This is a genomic window from Flavobacterium sp. N1719 (genome assembly GCF_025947045.1).
In the GTDB taxonomy this organism is placed as follows: Bacteria; Bacteroidota; Bacteroidia; order Flavobacteriales; family Flavobacteriaceae; genus Flavobacterium; species Flavobacterium stagni.
The window spans coordinates 827,231-848,313 of the sequence record NZ_CP109993.1 but is presented as its reverse complement, the minus strand read 5'-3'; the positions used below and the strand labels follow the sequence as shown (position 1 = coordinate 848,313).

15 protein-coding genes are annotated in these 21,083 nt (G+C 40.9%); 2 read left to right on the top strand and 13 right to left on the bottom strand.

Features of this window, described 5'->3' with window-relative positions:
- Window positions 1-13: 13 nt before the first annotated feature.
- The gene (locus OLM45_RS03410) at window positions 14-8,650 is read right to left on the bottom strand and encodes a fibronectin type III domain-containing protein (protein ID WP_264511993.1); all 8,637 of its coding nucleotides are present in this window, start codon (window positions 8,648-8,650) and stop codon (window positions 14-16) included.
- Window positions 8,651-8,832: 182 nt separating this feature from the next.
- Between OLM45_RS03410 and hflX the strand changes: the two genes are divergently transcribed.
- Complete coding sequence (gene hflX, locus OLM45_RS03405) at window positions 8,833-10,056, top strand: GTPase HflX (RefSeq protein ID WP_264511991.1); 1,224 nt, start codon at window positions 8,833-8,835, stop codon at window positions 10,054-10,056.
- 187 nt (window positions 10,057-10,243) lie between these two features.
- On the opposite strand, the gene OLM45_RS03400 is transcribed toward hflX, so the two are convergent.
- The 7 genes from OLM45_RS03400 to OLM45_RS03370 form a co-directional block, all read right to left on the bottom strand.
- Window positions 10,244-11,131, bottom strand: coding sequence for a DUF3078 domain-containing protein (locus tag OLM45_RS03400; protein ID WP_264511989.1), 888 nt, complete (start codon window positions 11,129-11,131; stop codon window positions 10,244-10,246).
- A gap of 88 nt (window positions 11,132-11,219) precedes the next feature.
- The gene (locus tag OLM45_RS03395; RefSeq protein WP_264511987.1) at window positions 11,220-11,726 is read right to left on the bottom strand and encodes a DUF2480 family protein; all 507 of its coding nucleotides are present in this window, start codon (window positions 11,724-11,726) and stop codon (window positions 11,220-11,222) included.
- Window positions 11,727-11,732: 6 nt separating this feature from the next.
- Entirely contained in the window at window positions 11,733-12,056 is a 324-nt protein-coding gene (locus OLM45_RS03390) for an SUF system Fe-S cluster assembly protein (protein WP_129460269.1), read from the bottom strand.
- Complete coding sequence (locus OLM45_RS03385; protein ID WP_264511985.1) at window positions 12,056-12,775, bottom strand: hypothetical protein; 720 nt, start codon at window positions 12,773-12,775, stop codon at window positions 12,056-12,058. Before OLM45_RS03385 ends, OLM45_RS03390 begins: the two co-directional genes overlap by 1 nt.
- 1 nt (window position 12,776) lies before the next feature.
- Complete coding sequence (locus OLM45_RS03380; RefSeq protein WP_264511983.1) at window positions 12,777-13,199, bottom strand: SufE family protein; 423 nt, start codon at window positions 13,197-13,199, stop codon at window positions 12,777-12,779.
- 4 nt (window positions 13,200-13,203) lie between these two features.
- A complete protein-coding gene (locus OLM45_RS03375; protein WP_264511981.1) occupies window positions 13,204-13,635 on the bottom strand; it encodes a hypothetical protein in 432 nt (143 codons plus the stop codon).
- Window positions 13,636-13,646: 11 nt separating this feature from the next.
- Window positions 13,647-14,861 carry an aminotransferase class V-fold PLP-dependent enzyme gene (locus OLM45_RS03370; RefSeq protein ID WP_264511979.1) on the bottom strand — a complete coding sequence of 405 codons (1,215 nt, stop codon included), beginning with the start codon at window positions 14,859-14,861 and terminating at the stop codon, window positions 13,647-13,649.
- A gap of 157 nt (window positions 14,862-15,018) precedes the next feature.
- On the opposite strand from OLM45_RS03370, the gene OLM45_RS03365 reads away from it, so the two are divergent.
- Window positions 15,019-16,368 carry a serine hydrolase domain-containing protein gene (locus tag OLM45_RS03365; RefSeq protein ID WP_264511977.1) on the top strand — a complete coding sequence of 450 codons (1,350 nt, stop codon included), beginning with the start codon at window positions 15,019-15,021 and terminating at the stop codon, window positions 16,366-16,368.
- Between the two features lie 47 nt (window positions 16,369-16,415).
- Here OLM45_RS03365 and sufD read toward each other — a convergent pair whose 3' ends face one another.
- The 5 genes from sufD to OLM45_RS03340 form a co-directional block, all read right to left on the bottom strand.
- Entirely contained in the window at window positions 16,416-17,732 is a 1,317-nt protein-coding gene (gene sufD / locus OLM45_RS03360) for a Fe-S cluster assembly protein SufD (RefSeq protein WP_264512916.1), read from the bottom strand.
- 78 nt (window positions 17,733-17,810) lie between these two features.
- Window positions 17,811-18,200 (bottom strand): four helix bundle protein, encoded by a 390-nt coding sequence (locus OLM45_RS03355; RefSeq protein WP_264511976.1) that lies wholly within the window; start codon window positions 18,198-18,200, stop codon window positions 17,811-17,813.
- Between the two features lie 86 nt (window positions 18,201-18,286).
- A complete protein-coding gene (sufC, locus tag OLM45_RS03350; protein WP_129460275.1) occupies window positions 18,287-19,036 on the bottom strand; it encodes a Fe-S cluster assembly ATPase SufC in 750 nt (249 codons plus the stop codon).
- Window positions 19,037-19,181: 145 nt separating this feature from the next.
- A complete protein-coding gene (gene sufB / locus OLM45_RS03345; protein ID WP_264511974.1) occupies window positions 19,182-20,630 on the bottom strand; it encodes a Fe-S cluster assembly protein SufB in 1,449 nt (482 codons plus the stop codon).
- Between the two features lie 49 nt (window positions 20,631-20,679).
- Window positions 20,680-21,009, bottom strand: a complete 330-nt coding sequence (locus OLM45_RS03340) for a HesB/IscA family protein (RefSeq protein ID WP_129460277.1) — start codon at window positions 21,007-21,009, stop codon at window positions 20,680-20,682.
- Window positions 21,010-21,083 lie beyond the last annotated feature (74 nt).

Here is a 21,083-nt window from a genome sequence, read left to right as displayed (position 1 = left end):
ATTATTTAGTTTGTTATTTCACTTCTCTATTGATGTAAATCCAACCTGTTTTGGAAGCTTCTCCGCTATTGAATTCAATCACGTAAAAATAAGTACCATCTGGTAATTCGTCACTATTATCCGATTGACCTACCCATTGGTTTGTATAGCTTGATTTACTATAAACTTTTGCACCATAACGGTTATAGATACTTAAATTTTTCACCCCTAATTGTTCTAAATCGAAGAAGTCATTAAGGCCATCACCATTTGGTGAAATACCGCGTTGGATTTCACAATAAATCGTTGTCAATACGATTGTACTGTATTGTGTACATCCATTGGCATCTGTTACTGTAACTCCAAAAGTTAACGGTAATGTTTCAGAAGCAGGAGTTGAATTCAAATATGAAGTTACATTAAATGTAGGTTCGTCATTACCCACAGCGACTGGAATACTACCGTTAATGATTTCCCAATCGTATTGAGCTGTTGCTGGGTCAAATGAATTATTTAATGGTTTTACTTCTAACATATAGCTGTTACCCACACATCCGTCTTCAATTTCAAAACTGAACGCTGGATTAATAGTAACGGAACCACTAGCAGATGCACTTGTACAACCAGATGCTGTATCAGTTATAATTACACTATACACTCCTGCTACAGTTGTAGTGAATGTATCTACATTTCCTGGATTTGTCGCTCCTGTAGGTACAGTCCAAGCATAATTATATGTTCCTGCAGTACTTGGTGTGGCAGTAACCGTAGCGGCAGCGCCAGTACATACAGTAACATTGGCAACAGAAACGGTTGGTAAAGGATTAACAGTAACTGTTCCAGAACCCGAAGCACTTGTACAACCTGTTGCGGTATTTGTAATCACAACAGAATAGTTACCTGCCGTTGTCGTTGTAAAGGTACTTACGTTACCTGGATTAGTAGCTCCTGTTGGGACAGTCCATACGTAAGTATAAGAACCTGTTACGTCGGGTGTTGCAACTACAGTCGCAGATTGACCTTGGCATACCGTTGAACTATTTACAGTAACTATTGGATTAGCATTTACAGTTACCGTTCCACTAGCTGAATTACTTACACATCCTGTTGTTGTATTTGTAATTACAACACTATAGGTTCCAGCTACCGAAGTGGTAAACGAAGCAACATTTCCTGGGTCAGCAGCACCTACTGGGTAGGTCCAAACATAAGAATAAGTATTTGAATCACCTGAAGTAGCTGTAATGGTCGCTGATTGTCCTTGACAAACCGTCGCATTATTTACAGAAACTGTTGGTTGTGGATTGATTACAACTGTTGTCGTTGAACTTCCGCCTGCTTGACAATTCGTTACATTTTGTAATACTGTGTAAGTAATCACATAAGTGCCTGGCTGAGAATTTGCCACATCGATAACACCAGTTGTTGCATTAATGCTCAAATTCGTTGAATCAGCTGTATATTGACCTCCTGAGGTAAACCCTGTAATAGATGTGTTTGGAGTCAATGTCGAAACAGCATTAGCACACACTGGACTTGTATATGAAATATCAGTTACAGCAGGCTGTAATACTGGATTATCAATTACAACTGTAACACCTTGAGATACACATCCTGTTGCTAAATCTCTAACGGTAATAGTATGAGAACCTGGTGTTAATCCAGAGAAAACTGGACTTGATTGGTAGGTTCCATTATCTACAGCATATTCATACTGTACTGGAACTGTTACTGGAGTGTAGGTACCAACATCTGAATAATCTTCAGGATCTAAAGCAGTCCATTGAGAAGGAGTCCAAGTCGTTGTTGGAACAGGCGATGCATTTGTATTTCTTCGATATACATACCCCGCAGCATTTGCAGGAGTAAAGCTTGTACCTGTTATATCACCCCAAACATCAATTTCAACATCAGTAGAGGTAGTCAAACGAATGTTATCGTTGTCATTAACCCCTCCACATGAAGTAAATACAAGATTAGGAACAACTCCACCTTGATTCGCGCTTGAACTTACTTTAATTACCACAGTAGTGTTATTTGCAAGTAATCCACTCAATTGATTATCACAAGATGTAAATGTATTTCCATTGTTATAGAATTTCAATTTATAATTGCTCAAATCTTTTGTAGTACCTGTGCCATTGAAAATCTCTACATAAGTTAACGAACCTGTTTCAGCATCGGTTACCTCTGAAATAAATAAATCTGAAGGAACAGTAGAAGTTACATTTAATGGTGAAGTAACTTGAGCGGTACCTGTTGGCGTTGCACAAGTTGCTTGTTGAGTAACCGTAGCTGTAGGTGTTGGAACACTATTAATTACAACAGTAATTGAAACAGATTCCGCACATTGCCCTGCGTCAGGAGTGAAATCAATATAAAAAGTTCCTGCTACTGAAGTGTCAATTGTACTTGGTGTCCATGTACCTGTGATACCATTGTTTGATGTAGTTAGTAATACAGGAGCCGTAGCATTCAAACATAATGGTGCAATTGCATCAAAAGTTGGAGTTACTAATGTATTTATTACTACAACAGCTGAAGCTGTATTACTTGTACAATTTGTCACTGTATCCGTAATTGTTACTGTATAATTACCCGAAACTGTAGCATCAAATGATGCAACATCTCCAGGATTTGTTGCTCCTGTAGGAACTGTCCACACATACGAGTATGTACTAGTACCTGATGGAACTGCAGTTAAAGTTGCCGGAGTAGTTTCACAAACTGTTACATCAGAAACAGAAACCGATGGAGGTGTAGGGTCTACCAATACAATTGGAGTTGTATTGGGCATATTACAACCATTCACATTCAAGTTAAAGTTAGTGTAAGTACCCGCTGTTAAACCAGTAATTACAATCTGACCATTGTTGTCTGCAATGTAAGATGATGGTGGACTTGGAATTGTATACGTATATCCAAAGTTATACGATGTATTAGGCGCCAAACCTGTGATGGTAATTGTTCCATCATTACCATTACATGTAGTAGGATTAGTACTAGCATAAACTGGAGTAGATTGTAAGGTATATGTTGCAATAAAGTTTGCACCTCCATTATTAATTAATTGGGTATCGTCACATTGTGATGGTGAATTCACGTCACCAGTTAATTCATAATACACTTCCAAGTTATAGTCACCCGGAGTATAAGCTGTTAAATCAATCGGACTTTGAATATCACTCAAGACCTTTTGCCATTTTTGATCGCGTGGATTACAAGGTCCTCCTGAAGGATAAGTATCCACAGTTCCATTCGAATCACTATCGATGGTACAATCGTCAAAGAATGGTAAATCCATTGAAGTAAATGCTCCTGGCGTACCAGCTACTGGATATATTCTATAATATAGACGAGCGCTACATACATTTGCGGTTACCGATTTGAATGTTTTCACTTCTGCTCCACGCAATTTTAATGTCCCTGAATTTTGAACATAAGTACCTAAATCACTGTTAGGGAAAACATTTTGCGAAGGTCCAATAATATCTGTTCCTGAACCTTGTGTATTAAAGAAATTAGAGGTTTGGCAATTCGTTAACCAAACTGCATTAGCATAACTTCCAAAATCACAACTTGGCAATACTGTAATGCTCATGGTAACTGTCGCACCACATTGACCAGCATCTGGGGTAAAAGTATACGTACCAGAAGCTGTATTGCTCACAACTGCAGGATTCCAAGTACCTGTAATTCCATTACCTGAAGTACTAGGAAGTAAAGGAGCTGGTGATCCAGGGCATATTGGAGCTGGAGTAATAAATGTAGGTGTTGTTAATGGGTCAATCGTTACATTTAATGTTGTTGGATTTGCACAGAAAGTTACATTTGGTGTAAAAGTATAGGTTGTAGTTCCCACTACATCTTGAATTGTAGCTGGTGACCAAGTTCCTGTTACACCTTCATTAGATTGTGAAGGTAAATCAGGGAAAGTTGAACCTGTACAGAAACTAGGGAATGCATCAAATGTTGTGTTGAAATAATCAACTACCGTAATGGTTTGTGTACTTGACGCTGATTGAGGACAGTTAGGGTTATTATCAGTTGATGTCGCTGTGATGTTGAAAGTACCAACTCCTGGAGGCGTAAATACAACAGATGCTCCTGTAGTAGCACTAAGTGAACCAGAAGGAGTTGCCCAAGTAAATTGTCCATTACCACCAGAAGCATTTAAAGTTGCTGTCTGACCTAAACAAATGGTTGGTGTAGTAGTATTGGTTGAAGTTGTAATTTCAACAGGTGCTTGAATACCTGAATTTGAAGCAATTACATAATCACAAACATCACCTGCAAAACCATCAATCATGATATAGTAGGTTTGACCTACCGTCAAACCAGTTGCAGTAATATTTGTAGAACCCGGTAAAACATCACCCGGACTCCAACAAGTGTATTCCGTTACTGGTCCAGAACCACAAGTGTCAGCTCCGAAAACCATAATTTGAATACCATTTGCATCTTGGCTACTGGTAACCCATACATCAAATGAAATAGTTGTAGAGGCAGCTATAAATGATAAGAATGAGTTATTTTCTAACGAACCACAAAATGCAGCTGAAAGTTGTGGCCATGAATCAGAAGTATAGGATGCGGAAGTATTTCCACAGTAACCATTCAAATTACAAATTGGAGTTGCCAAAGCACATGTATTTCCAGCAGGTGTATTGGTAATACAGCTTGGTGGTGGTTGTGGTGTTCCAATACAAACTTGGAAACTTGACGTTTGATTTGCAGTAGCAGTCCAAGAGTAAACTCGAATGTAATATGTTTGACCTGGGGTCAAGTTATTCGCAATACTGTTATTCGGATCACTACAATATAATTGTGTTAAGTTACCACAAGTGCCCGAATATAAAACGTGGAATAAATCGGTTGTTCCACCGGTAATATTATTCAAATTAATTGTATGTGTAGTACTCGTAGCTGTAAAGCTAAACCATACATCATCGTCATCTGTACCACCACAAGTATTGGGTTCTGATGAAGCAGTTGCACCAATTAGTGATCCACTAGAGAATACCGTACATGTTGTAGAAGTATTCACTGGAGTTACTGTAGCATTTAAACACTCATCATTTGCGATAATGGTATTAAACGCTTTTACATTTGACCATAAACTAATATCTGATGTCGAACAGATTGAACGAACATACACAATATATTGTGTTGCTGGGTTTAATCCTGTTGCAATATAGGGGTTAGTATTGACAATGATACCTGTAGATGCCACTGTTGGAGCAGGTGAACCTGCAGGTAAAATCAACACCTCCCATTGAGTAGCAAAACCGATTTCATTCCAAGCAATTTGAGCAGTAGTGGTTGTAATATTGGTAACGGTTACGTTAGAAGGTTTTGGACATGTTGGTGGTGGTGCACAAGTCACATCGGCTACCCATCCTGGATTTGTTACAGAACCATCACTTCTAAAACGGAATGTTAAACATCCAGAAGCACTTGATGCCGTAAATGGACCTGGTAAATTAGCTCCCGTTAAGTTACCCCAGTAGGAACCTGGCAATCCGCCTGGAACGTTATTTGCAGGGTTATTACTTGCAATTTGTTGCGCATTGATGGTGTCTCCATCAAACACATATAATCCGTCCCAGTTCGCTTCCGTATTGAACGTAGTAAAGGTTACTGTTACTTGTTCTCCAGGAATTGTAGGACATATCGTTACTGTATAATCGGTATTATTCGCATAGTTAGCATTAGCTCCAGCTGGGTCTGTAAATACAGCTCCACAAACAGGTGGTGCAATTTGAGTAGTAATTGAACTTGGTCCTACCCAATAACTCAAATCCCCTGCTCCACATACCGCTTGAACATATAAATCATAGCAGGTATCAGGAGTTAACCCTGTAAAAGTATACGGATTCGTTGTTACTACTGTAAACCCTGTTGTTGCTGCAGTTGGCGCAGGCGATCCACAAGGCAACGCAATTACATTCCATGTAGTAGCGGTGTTCGGATTCGTCCAAGCTAATGTTGCACTGTTATGAGTAACGTTAGAAGTAATTAATGTATTTGGATTTGGACATGTTGGCGGTGGCGCACAAATTACATTCGCCAACCAACCTGCTGCCGTTACTGAAGTATCACTTCTAAAACGGAACGTCAAACATCCATCAGGAGAAGTTGACGTAAATGATGGTAAATTCGCTCCAGTTAATGTTCCCCAATACGAACCAGGCAAACCACCGGGTACGTTTCCAGCACCGTTGGTACTTGAAATTTGAGGTGCATTAATTGAGTTTCCATTGAAGACATACAATCCGTCCCAGTTAGCTTCTGTAGCAAAAAATGTAAAGTTCACCGTTACGACATCACCTGGTGCTGTCGGACAAATCGTCACTGTTGAATCAGTACTGTTGTCGTAGTTAGCATTCCCTCCTGGATCAGAGAATACACCTCCACATGCTGGAGGTGCAACTTGTGTTGTGATGGATACTGGTCCGGTCCATGTACTCACATTTGGTGAAGCACAGATTGCACGAACATAGACATCATAACAAGTTAAACCATTCAAGCCTGTTAATTGATAGGGGTGTGAGTTCACAATTGTCCCCACAGAAGTAGCGGTTGGCGCTGCATTTCCACAAGGTTGTGCAATGATTTCCCATTGAGTTTCTGTCCCACCATTGGTCCAGTTAAAAGTAGCTGACGTTCCTAAAACAACTGTTGGTGTCAAAGAAAATGGTGCTGGACAAGCTGGAGGAGCCGCACACGTTACATTGGCTACCCATCCAGCAGCCGTAGTAGTAGCGTCACTTCTGAAACGGAACGTCAAACATCCATCAGGGCTTGAAGAAGTGAACGAACCTGGATTCGTAGTTCCCCAATAAGCACCTGCTAAACCACCAGGAACTGCCCCTGCGCCATTGGCACTAGCAATCTGTGGTGCTGCTGTTGAGTTTCCGTTGAAAATATATAAACCATCGTTCGTCGCTTCTACATTGAAACTAGTGAACGTTACAGTTACTACATCTCCAACTGTTTGTGGACAAATAGTTACTGTTTGGTCAGCATTGTTGGCATAGTTTGCCGCTGCACCGCCACCGTCAGTATACGTTCCACCACATGCTGGAGGAGGAACTAAGGTGTTGAATACATACGGACCTGCCCAAGCACTGAAGGTACCGTTACCACAATCGGCACGAACCCAGTATTGATAAGCTGTATCTGGATTTAACCCTGTTACAGGAGTTCCTGTATTTGTTGCTACTGTCGTTCCTGAACCTGAAGGAATAGCTGAACCTGAAGTTTGCACTACATATTCCCATGAAGTAGCACCTCCTGGGTTACCCCATGAAAGTGTAGCTCCGTTTAATCCAATATTGGTTGCAGTTAATGCATCCGGTTGCGCACAGTTCAATTGTTGAATAATTAAACTATACGAATAACTCTGCGTTGCTGCAGAGGATGATAATACAATAATATAGGTCTGACCCGCTGTTACATTCAAACTCGGAATGTTACGCACGCCGCTTCCTGTATTAGCCACACCGGCCACACAGTTTACACCCACATTCGCACACCCTTGGTAAACAAAGATACCCGAGTTGGTTGCGCCTGGCGTCATTGTGATGCTGATAGCACCTGTAGTAGTAGGTGTATACGAATAATACACTTCATTACCAATCATGTAATTGGTTGTCGAACCACACGATCCCCCTTGATTGGTGTCGTTGGTGTCGGCATATGTAGCTGTATTGTCATTGGTACTGTACGGTAAGGTCGGAATCGCAATGGCTGAGTTACATGTTAACCCTGGAGTGGCCGTAGTGAAGTTAAACGGTCCCACCCACGCACTGTTACTTTGCGAACACAACGCTCGAACGTAATATACATAAGGTGTAGCAGGTGTTAATCCCGTAGCTGAATATGAATTTGTACTTACAGTTACTCCCGAACCGGTTGGAATACCAGTAGCCGGTACCACTTCCACTTCGTATTGAGGCGCTGTACCCGTCCATCCTAAAAGTGCAGAAGTCTGCGTAATACTTGTTGCTGATAAATTGGTTGGAACCAAACAACGTTCTACTAAACTCACCGAATCAATTAACCAACGGTCTCCACCTAAAGCAGTTGTAGGCTGCGTGAAACGCATCATGAAGGCAATGTATACTTGCTGACCCGCATACGCTGATAAGTCCACCACTTTTTCTTCATACACATTAAAGGTAGTTGAAAGCGTTGCTTCAGTGTAGGTAGCGGCAGTTACTGTATAACTCGCAATATTGGTTTGCGTACCTGCAGTAGCTGTAGGGTTTACCAAAACGCGGTATTCTGTACCCTGCGGACCGGTTAAAGTTGAACGGGTCCAAAAGTGTAATTCACCGTTGGCAGGTACTGTAACTTTTGGTGTAGCCAAGTAATCCTCGGAAGTGTTTCCTTGACCAATGTTTTCATTATTCATGAACGCCGAATTGGTACCGGCATAAACATTGGCAGCAGATGTGGTAATTGTCCAACGACGGGCGGTACCCACACCGTTGTCAAAAACTGCCCACTGGTTACCTGTGGCTCCTGTTCCTAAAGTCCATGGTGAAGGATTCGTCGCTACGTCCGGATTGGTCGTATTCTCAAAACCTTCAACCCCAGGAGTAGGAAACTGGGCAAAGCCCAAAAACGTACACAGTAAAGCAAGAACGAAAGTAATTTTCTTCATTTACAATGGAGATTAAGTTAATTAAAGTATAGTATTCGATTGATTTTAATCTCCAAATTTAAAAAAAAATCTGAATCACAGCCGAAAAACTGAATTTTAAGATTTAAGAAAGCCTTTAGAATTGTTGATTTTAAGAAAAATGCAGTCATTTATATGTATTTTTGCAATCAGAAAATGAAATTATGCTCGAAAAGGAAAAAGTAAATTTTGAAAAAACCGTTATTGTCGGAATTGTAACCCAATCCCAAAACGAAGATAAACTCAAAGAGTATTTGGACGAATTGGAATTCCTTACTTTTACTGCTGGAGGAGAGGTGGTTAAACGTTTTTGGCAAAAACTCGATCGCCCTAACCCGAAAACATTTCTGGGTACGGGTAAAATGGATGAAATCCATTTGTATGTGAAAGAAAACAACATCTCAACTGTAATCTTTGACGACGAATTGTCGCCTTCCCAACAAAAAAATATTTCTAAAATTTTAGATTGTAAAGTATTAGACCGAACCAACTTAATTTTAGACATTTTCGCCCAACGTGCCGAAACATCCTATGCCCGAACACAAGTCGAACTGGCACAATGCCAATATTTGTTGCCACGCCTCTCGGGAATGTGGACGCACTTGGAACGTCAAAAAGGGGGTATCGGACTCCGCGGTCCTGGGGAAACGGAGATTGAAACCGACCGCCGTATTGTGCGCGACCGCATCGCCTTACTCAAAGAAAAAATTCGCACCATCGATAAACAAATGGCCATTCAACGCAGCAACCGCGGCGCCATGGTTCGTGTGGCTTTGGTCGGTTATACCAACGTTGGGAAATCTACACTCATGAATGCCGTAGGGAAAAGTGAAGTTTTTGTAGAAAATAAACTATTCGCAACCCTAGATACCACCGTGCGTAAAGTCGTTATCAAAAACTTGCCTTTTCTCCTCTCTGACACCGTTGGTTTTATTCGAAAACTTCCGACACAATTGATTGAGTCGTTTAAAAGTACATTGGATGAAGTACGCGAAGCCGATTTGCTCTTGCATGTGGTCGATATCTCCCACCCCGACTTCGAAGATCATATTGAATCGGTAAACCAAATTTTGATGGATATCAAGAGTAATGACAAACCGACCATCATGATTTTTAACAAAATAGATGCGTACCAGCACGAGGTCATTGCAGAAGACGATTTAATTACCGAACGCACCAGTAAACACTATACCCTAGAAGATTGGAAAAACACGTGGATGAGCCACCTCGGTGAAGACAATACCATTTTTATCTCCGCCACCGAAAAAGCCAATTTCGAGGAGTTTCGGGAAAAAGTCTACGAAGCCGTGCGAAAAATCCATATCACACGCTTCCCGTACAATAAATTTTTATATCCCGATTATAAAGACGCTGTCGAAAAAGAATAACAAAAAACCTGTCCAATACGACAGGTTTTGTTTTTTTATTTGGGCGCGCCCCCGAGGACGAACTTCTTACAAATCAATTTTATTTTACGGGGTCGGGTCATCCGTTTCAAGCTGCCCGCTCCTTCGTCACGGTCAGGCTTTCCACTACTACCCCTCGCGCAAAACCGTTAAACAGTGGAATGAATTGCTACTGAAAAGTGTAGTTCACACCCACCCCAATATTCTGACGCGTTTGAAAACCTGGAAAGGCATTGTCGTCATAAATCGTTTGAAACGCAAAATTGGTCGACAAATACTTGTTCACTTTCATATTGATGTTTAACGTATAATCCAAATCCACATTTTGTGGGTCTTCATTATAATTGGAATACATGTTCAAAATATTTTCCATCGTTACATTCTCCATCAAGGTACATTTGTAATAAGCATTCACCGCTGCACCAAACTCATAACGCATCGTTTCGCCTTGTAATACCCCAAAAGAAGGGCCATTAACCGTAAACTTTTTAGCGACTAATACCACTTTTGAAGTGGCTGGCGCCACATTGATTTTAAAATTATCACTGCGCTTCCACAATACCCCCAAACCAAATTGCATGTACACAGGAGAAAAGAAACGCGAGGTTTTTATTCCACCTTCAAAACCGGAATCAAATTGGGATTTGAAATTGAAAAACGAAGAATAATACCAAACCTCTGTAAACTTCTTACCTAACAAAGAGTTGAATTGTACGCGGTCGTCGGTTTTTTGTAAATCTTGCTGTTTTACTTTAGTAATACCGTAGCCAGCCGTTAATTTATTATCCCAGTTCCACGTGTCACTTTTGTAATTAAAATCATAATTGAAGGTAACATTGCCCGCAAAACTCGTTTGCCCACCCGCTAACCAATTGTTGAAAATCGATTGGTTGGCAATAAAAGTAGCCACCCCTTTTTTGGTCCACCCGTTGGGTTTCTCTATCGAGATGTTTTTTACAACTTCTTCGGTCTTTTTTAAAAGCTCTTTTTCACTCAATTGAGCCTTTGATTGAAAAGCCGTACTTAACAGTACAGTCAACACAATCCACTTTTTCATGGTGTACTAAGGGTTTTGATTTTCGGGCGCAAAAGTAAGAATACTTCTTTAGTTTACAAGGGATAACGCAAAGGTTAACATTTTCGTATTACTTTCCTCTTTTGAAGAGCGGAACCGCCGAACAGGCTTCACCAAACATTATGCTTTTGGCCACCTTTTGTAAATGCTGCATCGCGACGATATAGGCGCTTTCGGGAACCGGTTTTTTAGAACAACCTTTTAAAATAACGGGCTTATCTTGGTAGTCTGTATAATCCAGTTGTTCCAACTTTTTTTGATAATACAAATCCAATAAGGATTCCGGCTGTCCTAGAATTACCCAATCGGCTGTTTCGGTCAAATAGGAGGCTACTAAAATGGGCGCCCAAGTGGGTAAAATAGCATCCGTACTGCAATAAATAGCAACCCATTGATCTTGGTATTGCGACCAATCGTGCTGTTTTAACGCTTCACGAAAGTCTTTTTCTTTCAATAAAAAACCTTCATAAAGCCATTGGGATACGTCAATGCCTGTTCGAACCTGCTTCGGAAAATAATCCTCCAAGTCAAATACCATTAACGCCGATTGCGCAACACGATTTACAATTTCGTCCATGCCGTATTATAACATGCCTAATTCTAACTTCGCTTCTTCACTCATCAAATCCTTGCTCCATGGTGGATCAAACGTGATTTCAACTTCGCAAGATTTCACATGCTCAATCTTCTTGATTTTTTCTTCAACCTCAGCGGGTAACGTTTCAGCCACCGGACAATTGGGTGAAGTTAAGGTCATCAGTACTTTTACTTCATGATCTTCGTTGATCATGACATCATAAATCAAACCCAATTCATAAATATCAACCGGAATCTCAGGATCGTAAATGCCTTTCAACACTTTCACCACATTTTCTCCTAAGTTGATGGTATCGTTAAATTCTTCCATTAGTTTTTATAGGTTATTGCTGTTAATTCTAAGGTTCGATCAAAACTATCTATACGCTCTACCCCAAATTTCGTATCAAAAATATCAATAGATATTTCTTTAGGTAACATGGGATTGAGATAGACGATGCTTTTGTATTGTATATTATTAACTACACCCGAGTAAAATCCAATCATAGGATCTGAATTGTACACGACGCGGTGCATAATATTGTCAAAAATTTCTTTATGAGTCGCACTTGGAAAATCCTTAATCTGAACTTCGTTTACATAATTATTAATTATGGTGTAATAAAATCGAAAATATTTCTCTTTGAATACTTTGTCGAAAAACATTCTCGCATCACTATCGTCTCTTTCAGCCTTAATTTTTACCTGTTTCTCACGAATTTTATATTCACCAAAATATTTTTCATTGGTATGATAAATCAACGATTTTAAACGATCCAATTCCTTGTTGGAAAATGAATTTGACTTTGAAAAAGCCCACTGTAAAGTATCGTTTTTGGGATGTTGTTTTAGCACAAAACTTACTTTGGGATAGTACACTTTCATCATTAATGTATCCATATAGATACCCGAATCATCCATGTACACTTTGGCTTTTTGTTCATACACAAAATGAATTTCTTTAGTCCCTTCTGGTATTGGGGTAATGGCAGGCTGGGCTAGACTCAATAGAGCCCAATGCATTGCAATGAAAAGAAGAATTTTTCTCATATTACTGTTGTTTGGCTTCAAAGGCCAACGCGTACATTTTGATTTGCTTGATCATTGACACCAAACCATTGGCCCGCGTAGGCGATAAATGTTCTTTTAATCCGATTTCGTCAATAAAATCAGTATTGGCTTCCAAGATTGCTTTGGACTCTTGACCCGAAAAAGCACGAATCAAAATCGCAATAATTCCTTTGGTCAAAATCGCATCACTATCAGCCGTAAACCAAATTTTTCCTTGTTTTTCTTCGGCGTGCACCCACACTTTCGATTGACAACCTTTGATAATATTGTCGTCGGTCTTGAATTGCTCCTCGATTAAAGGAAGCGATTTTCCGAGTTCGATAATGTACTCATACCGCTGCATCCAGTCGTCAAACATCGAAAATTCATCCACAATTTCTTCTTGAATATCGTGTATTGTCATGCGCTTATTTTTCTGAAATTAAAGAGAAAATTTTATCAACTAAAGCTTTCAATTCCTTAGGCGGATTCCCATGATCAAAATCTTTGGAACGGTATACTTTTCCATTGTATTCCACCGTCAAATTAGCGATGGCAGCTCCATCATGAAAACGTTCCTGCGACGGATCAGCGTAGGTTTCCATTTTTTCCAATTCAATTTTATCAAACTGACGCACCAAATCATTCCAATCGCCTTCCGAAATCGTGGATACCGCAACCGTGGCGTCTTTGCCCCGACCCGATTCTACCGTGATATCCTGATTTTGAATCGTGATTACTTTGTTCACCCCGCGCGATTGTGCAGTGTAAGTCAATTTTGCTAAGGCCAACTCGGCACCGTTTCCTGAACATCCTTTTCCCATCAATAGGGTAAATAGGACAATGGCAATTGCTTTCATACGTTTTGGTTTTAAGATAACATCATTACGGCTTTTTGAAGTGCCTCTACAAAAATATCAATTTCTTCTTTGGTATTGTAAAAAGCAAAACTCGCGCGAACCGTTCCAGGAACTCCGAAGAAATCCATCACGGGCTGGGCACAATGGTGACCCGTGCGCACCGCTATCCCTAACTTATCGACAATCGTGCCAATATCATACGGATGGATATTCCCGACATTGAAAGAAATCACCGAAGTTTTGTGTTCGGCAGTTCCAATGATGCGTAATCCCTCGATTTGTTCCAACTTTTGCGTCGCATATGCTAACAATTCGTGTTCATACGCCGCAATGGCTTCAAATCCGATTTCGTTCAAATAATCAATCGCCGTTCCCAAGACAATACCACCTGCAATATTGGGCGTTCCTGCTTCAAATTTATGTGGTAAATCGGCATAGGTTGTTTTTTCAAAACTAACTGTGGCAATCATTTCGCCCCCACCTTGATACGGCGGCAATTTATTCAACCACGCTTCTTTTCCATATAAAATTCCGGTTCCTGTGGGGCCACAAACTTTATGTCCGGAAAACACATAAAAATCGCAATCCAAAGCTTGAACATCCGGTTTTAAATGCGGCGTCGCTTGTGCACCGTCAATCAAAACTGCCGCGCCTACTTCATGTGCTTTTTGAATGATATAGTCCACCGGATTGATCGTTCCCAAGGCATTGGAAATATGATTCACCGTGACGATTTTCGTTTTCTCTGTCAATAACGCTTCGTATTCCGAGCGAATCAATTCTCCTTTTTCATTCATCGGGATGACTTTCAATACGGCTCCCGTTCGCTCACACAACATTTGCCAAGGCACAATATTACTGTGGTGCTCCATCGCCGAAACCAAAATTTCGTCACCCGGTTGCAACAAAGCCGCAAAACCATTGGCCACCGCATTAATTCCATGGGTTGTCCCCGCCGTGAAAATGATTTCATGGGCGTGTTTTGCATTCAAGTGCTTCTGAATTTTACCGCGTGATTCCTCATACGCATCCGTCGCCCACTGACTCAAAGTGTGCACGCCACGGTGAATGTTCGCATTGATTTCGCTGTAATATTTGGTAATCGCATCCAGCACCACTTGCGGTTTCTGTGCCGTTGCACCGTTATCGAAATAGACCAACGGTTTGCCATTTACTTTTTGGGTTAAAATGGGAAAATCCGCTCGAATTTTTTGAAGGTCTAACATTTTTATTTAGAATTTTTCTAAATACAAAGATATTAAAACTTTCGCCTTTCTACGGGCATTTTGGTCAATTAACTTTTCCTTATCACTTGTCCATTTTACCCTGTTTTTTGAACGCGTTTTTTCTGTAATTTAGAAATTCTAAAACTGAACTTTCACCATGAAAAAATTCCTGAAAATCGTTGTTGTCCTTATCGCCATTTTAGCCGTAGTTTTTTACTTTGCCGTTTACCCCAAACTGGACTTAATCTCCGGATTTGCCGCCAAAAGTGTGGCTTCAGGAACGTTTCTCGATAACCGTCCGCTGGAGGTAATTGAATCGGGTGACAACGATATTCCTTTGGTGGATTTGGCCCAAAATGCAGTAGACAAAACCGGTCAATTTGCGGTTTCTAGCGTTTACGGTATCAAAGCCCGAAAAGCGATTTACCGTCCGGGATTGGGTGCAACTTTAATTGATGATTCCTTTGATGTTTCGAAACCTTACGAAGTTCCGCATCGCAACTTCCATCCCAATACGTCCATTCCTTATCCCTATGGTGCAGGCGCTCCTCATGACAGTACTTTTTCCAACATTGATTATGCATTATTACAGAAAACAGTCGCGCAAGCTTTTGATGCCAAAGGAGAAAAAAGCAAACGTACTCGTGCCGTTGTGGTGCTTTACAAAGACCACCTCATTTACGAACAATACGCTAATGGGTTCACCAAAGATTCCCGTTTACTAGGCTGGTCCATGACCAAAAGTTTAACCGGAACCTATTTCGGGATTCTGCAATACCAAGGAAAAATTGACATACGCAAACCCGCTCCCATCGCGGCTTGGCAAAACGACGACCGTAAAAAAATCACGTTACACAATCTTTTGCAAATGAACTCGGGATTGGAATGGGAAGAACAATACGATAAAATATGTGATGCCACGCAAATGCTGTTTCAAGCGCGCGATATGGCTGCCGTGCAACGAGACAAACCCTTAATTGGCCAACCCAACGCTAGCTGGAATTATTCTTCAGGAACGACCAATTTACTGAGCGGGATTTTGCGCCAACAGTTCAAAACCCATCAAGACTATCTCGACTTTTGGTACAGCAGTTTGTTGGATAAAATTGGGATGCATTCGGCACTCGTAGAAACCGATATGGCGGGCAACTTTGTAGGTTCGTCCTACGGTTGGGCTACTCCGCGCGATTGGGCCAAATTCGGGTTATTGTATTTGCACAAAGGCCTTTGGAACGGTGAGCGCCTATTTGCCGAAGACTGGGCAAAATACGTATCGACACCTACCCCAACATCAGAAGGGCGGTATGGGGCGCAATTCTGGTTGAATGCCGGCGGAAAGTTTCCTAACGTGCCTCGCGAAATGTACTATTGCAGCGGATTCCAAGGACAAATGGTCGCGATTTTCCCCAACCATGATTTGGTGGTAGTACGCATGGGATTAAAAGAAGATCCCGGCTTTGACTTTAACGCGTTGTTGAGCGGAATTGTAAAGAGTATCAAAAAATAACGCAGGCTTATCACCTGCGTCATTCATATATAATAAAGTCTATATTTTTATAAATCAAATCCCAAATTCACGCCTAATTTCTGTGCGATGATTTTGGTGATACGCTGTTTCAATTCGGGGATTTTAATACTTTCAATCACCTCGTTGGAGAAGGCATACATCAATAACGCTTTGGCTTCTTTCTTCGGGATACCGCGTTGTTGCATGTAGAACATGGCGCTTTCATCCAATTGGCCAATCGTACAACCGTGGGAACATTTCACATCATCGGCAAAGATTTCCAATTGGGGTTTGGCATTGATCACCGCTTTATCACTCAACAAAATGTTGTTATTTTGCTGGAATGCATCGGTTTTCTGCGCTTCTTTCTCCACATAAATTTTACCGTTAAACACGCCTGTTGCGTTGTCATTCACGATACATTTATAGTTTTGGTGACTCTCGCAATTCGGTTGCGCATGGTGCACCAAGGTGTAATGATCCACCAATTGTTTGTCGCCAATAATGGTAATCCCTTTTAAAGTCGAATCTATGCGCTCGCCTTGGTGGTAAAAATTCAAGTTATTGCGGGTCACATTTCCACCAAACGAAAAGGTGTGTACTGACACGCGACTCTCTTGTTTTTGGGCAATATAGGTATTGTCAATCAAGTTGGCCGAACCCAAATCATTTTGAATTTTATAGTAATCCACAATGGCTCGTTTCAACGCAAACACTTCAGTAACCGTGTTGGTCAACACCGGATTCTCGTTCAAACTCTGGTGGCGTTCAATGATTTGCACGTGGGCATTTTCCCCCACCACAATCAAGTTGCGCGGCTGCACCATCAAGGCATTTTCTTGTCCGGTAGAGAAATAAATAATCTCAATCGGTTTTTCAACCACTTTGCTTTTGGGGATATTGATGTACGCTCCTTCTGCAGCAAATGCAGTGTTGAGCGACGTCAACGTCTCGTCTTTATTGGCAATCTGATTGAAATAGGTGTCGATGACCATTTTATATTTGGGCTTGTGTAAAGCCGCCGACATCAAACATACATCCAAGCCATCGTGGGTGGTCTGGGACAAAAACGAACTGTATTTCCCGTCAATGAAAATCACTTTGTAGGTGTCAATTTCATGCAAGAAATACTTCTTTACGTCTTTGAATTCAATTGCCGAATCATGCTTTGGAAACACGGTAAAATCGTGCTTCAACACTGAATTCAACGAGGTATATTTCCAAGCTTCTTCCTTTTTGGTTGGGAAGCCTTTGGTTTCAAAATTTTTAATCGCTGCCGTGCGCATATCGTGCAACCCTGAGTTGACATCGATTTGCTCTTCGAAAGCCATGAAAGAAGAAATAAGTTTCTCTTTTAATTCCATTTTAATTGGTTTCAAGTTTAAGGTTTCAAGTTTAAGGTTCATTCCGTGGATGATTCACGCTTTGTGCCAAGTTTAAGGTTAACGAAACTTGGTACCCTTGAAATCTTGTTTATTTAAATACGCCATAAAATTTTGAATTTTACCGCTTAAATTTTCATATTGTTTTTTCAGATCAACGAACTGTTTTTCTGAAATATATTCATAATCTAACAACCGATAAAGTTGTGATCGTGTCTCTCCTGAAGACCCTTTTGCAATAGCTAAATATTGCCTAAATTCAGTATTGCCATCACGTTCAAAACCTTCTGCAATATTGTCCATAATGGAACCTGAAGAAGCTTTAATCTGTTGTTGGAGTCTAAAATCAGTTTTCAGAGGAGTGGATAATGAAATTTGATGAATTTCTTTGGCTAGTTTTCTTGCTTCTTGCCAAATTTCGAGGTCTTCAAATCGTTTGATGGTTGCCATGGCTTATAAATTACAGTTTAAAACCTCTAATTTATGTCTTTTCACGGAAACCTGAAACTTTAAACCTGAAACCTGAAACTTAAGTCCTAGTTCAACTCACTCTTAATCCAATCGTATCCTTTTTCTTCAAGCTCCAACGCCAATTCTTTGCCGCCTGATTTTACGATTTTTCCATCCATCAATACGTGAACGAAATCCGGGATGATATAATCCAACAAACGCTGGTAGTGGGTAATCACCAACACCGCATTGTTTTCGTTTTTCAATTTGTTCACACCATTGGCCACAATGCGCAATGCATCGATATCCAAACCTGAATCGGTTTCGTCCAAAATTGCAATCTTCGGTTCGAGCATTGCCATCTGGAAAATCTCGTTACGCTTTTTCTCACCGCCCGAAAAACCTTCGTTTAATGAACGGGATAAAAACTTACGATCCATTTCCAACAGCTCCGATTTCTCACGGATTTTCTTCAACATTTCATTCGCCGGCATCTCTTCCTCACCATTCGCTTTGCGCTTTTCATTGATGGCCGTTTTGATGAAGTTCGTTACCGAAACCCCAGGAATTTCTACCGGATATTGGAACGATAAAAACACACCTTTGTGGGCACGCTCTTCAGGAGCCAATTCGGAGATATCTTCTCCATCCAACAGAATTTCTCCTTCTGAAACTTCGTAATTTTCATTACCCGCAATGATAGAAGACAACGTACTCTTACCGGCACCATTCGGACCCATAATCGCGTGAACTTCACCCGCTTTGATTTCTAAATTAATGCCTTTTAAGATGTCTTTATCTTCAACCGAAGCATGTAGATTTTTTATACTTAACATTTTATTTTTGTTTCAGGTTTAAAGTTTAAAGTTTCAGGTTGGCTTGCTGCACATTTGAAACTTTTATTTAAATCGTGTATTTTTTTATATTTTGTTTTCGTCAACCGGAATCATTTTCAAATTGACTAATTGACTAATTTTCAAATTAACCGACGCTTCCTTCCAATGAAATCTCCAACAATTTCTGGGCTTCTACCGCGAATTCCATCGGTAATTTGTTCAAGACTTCTTTGCTGAATCCGTTCACGATTAACGCAATAGCTTTTTCCGTAGGAATACCGCGTTGGTTGCAATAGAACACTTGATCTTCCCCGATTTTTGAGGTGGTTGCTTCGTGTTCAATTTTCGCCGTCGCATTTTTGTTTTCGATATACGGGAAGGTATGAGCGCCACAATTGTTCCCCATTAACAATGAGTCACATTGTGAGAAGTTGCGGGCATTTTCAGCACGCGCTCCAATTTGCACCAAACCTCTATAGCTGTTTTGCGATTTCCCCGCAGAGATTCCTTTGGAGATGATGGTCGAACGGGTATTTTTCCCCAAGTGAATCATCTTCGTTCCCGTATCGGCTTGCTGGAAGTTATTGGTCACAGCAATAGAGTAAAATTCGCCAATCGAATTGTCCCCTTTCAACACACAACTTGGATATTTCCAAGTCACCGCCGAACCCGTTTCAACTTGGGTCCACGAGATTTTGGCATTAGTTTCACACAATCCGCGTTTGGTTACAAAATTGAACACCCCGCCTTTTCCTTCTTTATTTCCTGGATACCAGTTTTGAACGGTTGAGTATTTGATTTCGGCATTGTCCAACGCAATCAATTCTACCACCGCAGCGTGCAACTGATTCTCGTCGCGACTCGGTGCCGTACAACCTTCCAAGTAGGAAACATAACTGTCTTCATCGGCAATCACGAGCGTACGTTCAAACTGACCCGTACCGCCTTGGTTGATGCGGAAATAGGTCGATAATTCCATCGGGCAACGCACGCCTTTTGGAATGTAACAAAAACTACCGTCAGAGAATACCGCCGAATTTAACGCGGCATAAAAATTATCTTTTTGAGGCACTACCGAACCGATGTACTTTTGTACCAATTCGGGATGCTCTTGAATCGCTTCAGAAATCGAGCAGAAAATAATACCTTTTTCAGCTAACGTCTTTTTGAAAGTGGTCGCTACAGAAACCGAGTCCATCACAATGTCCACCGCTACTCCCGCCAACTTCTTTTGCTCGTCTAGCGAAATCCCCAATTTTTTGAACGTATCCAACAATTCAGGATCCACTTCGTCTAACGATGCGTATTTGTCTTTTTTCTTGGGCGCTGAATAATAGGAAATAGCTTGAAAATCGGGCTTTTCATAGTGCACATTCGCCCACTCGGGTTCGGTCATTTCGCTCCAAGCACGAAACGCTTCCAAACGCCAATCGGTCATCCACTCGGGCTCGCCTTTCTTTTTGGAAATCGCGCGCACAATGTCTTCATTCAATCCGGCAGGGAACGTCTCACTTTCGATATCGGTGTAAAAACCGTATTCGTATTCTTTATTCTCGAGTTCGACCTTTAAGTCGTCTTCGGTATATTTTGCCATGGTTTAGATTTAAAAATTTAAGGAGTACAACAGCAACTGTTGCCCTTTTTTACAGCGAAAAACTCTCTCCACATCCGCAAGTTCGCGACGCATTCGGATTGTTAAACACAAATCCTTTTCCGTTCAAACCTCCAGAATATTCTAAAATGGTACCCGCCAAGTACAAGAAGGATTTCTTCTCTACCGCGATACGTACCTGATTGTCTTCAAACACTTTGTCGTTTTCACCGATGGCTTTGTCGAATTTCAATTCATACGACAAACCGGAACAACCGCCGCTTTTTACCCCTACGCGAACGTAGTCTTGGGCGGCATCAAAACCGTCGTCTTTCATCATTTCGACGATTTTTTTACTCGCAGATTCGGACACTTTAATCATAGCTTATTTTGATTTTGTCTAAATTAATGGCAAAGATACGCCTTAAAAGTGTTTTTTCAAGGTTTTAACTCATT

What these genes read in the sequence shown, in the direction of transcription:
- OLM45_RS03410 (WP_264511993.1), bottom strand. Translation starts at nt 8,650, where the DNA reads ATGAAGAAAATTACTTTCGTTCTTGCTTTACTGTGTACGTTTTTGGGC.
- hflX (WP_264511991.1), top strand. Translation starts at nt 8,833, where the DNA reads ATGCTCGAAAAGGAAAAAGTAAATTTTGAAAAAACCGTTATTGTCGGA.
- OLM45_RS03400 (WP_264511989.1), bottom strand. Translation starts at nt 11,131, where the DNA reads ATGAAAAAGTGGATTGTGTTGACTGTACTGTTAAGTACGGCTTTTCAA.
- OLM45_RS03395 (WP_264511987.1), bottom strand. Translation starts at nt 11,726, where the DNA reads ATGGACGAAATTGTAAATCGTGTTGCGCAATCGGCGTTAATGGTATTT.
- OLM45_RS03390 (WP_129460269.1), bottom strand. Translation starts at nt 12,056, where the DNA reads ATGGAAGAATTTAACGATACCATCAACTTAGGAGAAAATGTGGTGAAA.
- OLM45_RS03385 (WP_264511985.1), bottom strand. Translation starts at nt 12,775, where the DNA reads ATGAGAAAAATTCTTCTTTTCATTGCAATGCATTGGGCTCTATTGAGT.
- OLM45_RS03380 (WP_264511983.1), bottom strand. Translation starts at nt 13,199, where the DNA reads ATGACAATACACGATATTCAAGAAGAAATTGTGGATGAATTTTCGATG.
- OLM45_RS03375 (WP_264511981.1), bottom strand. Translation starts at nt 13,635, where the DNA reads ATGAAAGCAATTGCCATTGTCCTATTTACCCTATTGATGGGAAAAGGA.
- OLM45_RS03370 (WP_264511979.1), bottom strand. Translation starts at nt 14,861, where the DNA reads ATGTTAGACCTTCAAAAAATTCGAGCGGATTTTCCCATTTTAACCCAA.
- OLM45_RS03365 (WP_264511977.1), top strand. Translation starts at nt 15,019, where the DNA reads ATGAAAAAATTCCTGAAAATCGTTGTTGTCCTTATCGCCATTTTAGCC.
- sufD (WP_264512916.1), bottom strand. Translation starts at nt 17,732, where the DNA reads ATGGAATTAAAAGAGAAACTTATTTCTTCTTTCATGGCTTTCGAAGAG.
- OLM45_RS03355 (WP_264511976.1), bottom strand. Translation starts at nt 18,200, where the DNA reads ATGGCAACCATCAAACGATTTGAAGACCTCGAAATTTGGCAAGAAGCA.
- sufC (WP_129460275.1), bottom strand. Translation starts at nt 19,036, where the DNA reads ATGTTAAGTATAAAAAATCTACATGCTTCGGTTGAAGATAAAGACATC.
- sufB (WP_264511974.1), bottom strand. Translation starts at nt 20,630, where the DNA reads ATGGCAAAATATACCGAAGACGACTTAAAGGTCGAACTCGAGAATAAA.
- OLM45_RS03340 (WP_129460277.1), bottom strand. Translation starts at nt 21,009, where the DNA reads ATGATTAAAGTGTCCGAATCTGCGAGTAAAAAAATCGTCGAAATGATG.